The following is a 1,126-nucleotide window of genomic DNA, read 5'->3' on the forward strand; positions in this document are numbered from 1 at the left end:
TAATGCGCAAAAGTATCCCCCACGTTATCACGATAAGGCTCCCAGCCCAGTCTTTTTAAAATCTCTGTGACATCTTTAGTTTGCATCATGACTCACTTTCCTTGTGCAAGAAGCTCTGTTAAACGGCTCGGATGACGAATAACTTCGTATTTTATCGGTCTCCCCCAACCCTTGCCCAGTTGTTCTTTAGGCCAATTTTTCTTAAAATTCCTCAATGCTTCCTCCGTTGGTTTTTCTCTTTCTATAAATTTTTTGAGTTCTTCTTGATATTTATTTAGCTTTTCTTTGTTTTCCTCAAGGAATTTTAAAACAACATCTCCTGTGGGTTGCGCATCTCCTGTTTTATACTCCTTTTCCAAAATCTTTTGGTTTTCGGTTAGACCAGCATTCCCCGTTTTTACCTCAACAATTTTTAATTCACCATCCTCTATATAGAGAATATCAGGACGGGATCTTATTGCAACTTCCTTTGTCCCTCCTTTACCATCAGGTTTCTCAACTATTTTTTTAAACGATGCTTCTTGCGTACATGTTGTGCATCCTGCTTCCTGTAATTTTTGCATTTCTTCTGTACGCTTTCCGTCATGATGCTCCTTATTTTTTTCGAGTGTTTCACGATTGCTATTACTTTTTGAAGGCTTTGGGGATGTTTCGCCCTTGGCACTGTCTTCAGAGCCAATTTTTCCAACTGATTGGGCAAGTTCCTTTTCTGCTTTTGCAGCCGCTTCTTCAGTCTTAGCAGCGAATTTAGCCAGAACCTTTTCGCCAAGCTTTACGCCTCCCTTGGCTGCTCCAGCACCTCCCAAAAACAGCGTTGCTACTTCAGTCAATAATTTTCCAAATTCAAGACCAGCATTAAAGGAACCACCGGCACCGGCTCGCTCATATTCCTCCTCCATTTTATTAATGCGATCTACATAGGGCTGTGCAAAGGCATGCCCAAGGGTAGCCAAAACCTTACCACTGGTGAAGAAATCTTTGAGCGCTTTCAAAATCTCTTTGGAATTTTTGGCTATTTGTATCAAGTCACCAACCGTAGGAGAACTGATTATTTGCAAAAAACCATCAACCGTACCGTATACTTCAGCCGGTACACCAGCTACCATACCTGCCCCAAAGCTTATAT

General features: G+C 41.5%; 1 protein-coding gene. It reads right to left on the reverse strand.

Features of this window, described 5'->3' with window-relative positions; genetic code table 11:
* Positions 1–92: 92 nt before the first annotated feature.
* Positions 93–1,126, reverse strand: a 1,034-nt coding sequence (locus ACFIQE_RS10645) for a hypothetical protein (RefSeq protein ID WP_375707730.1), incomplete at its 5' end; no start/stop codon positions are given.

This window comes from Bartonella sp. AA1HLJMS, assembly GCF_042197445.1.
Classification (GTDB): domain Bacteria; phylum Pseudomonadota; class Alphaproteobacteria; order Rhizobiales; family Rhizobiaceae; genus Bartonella.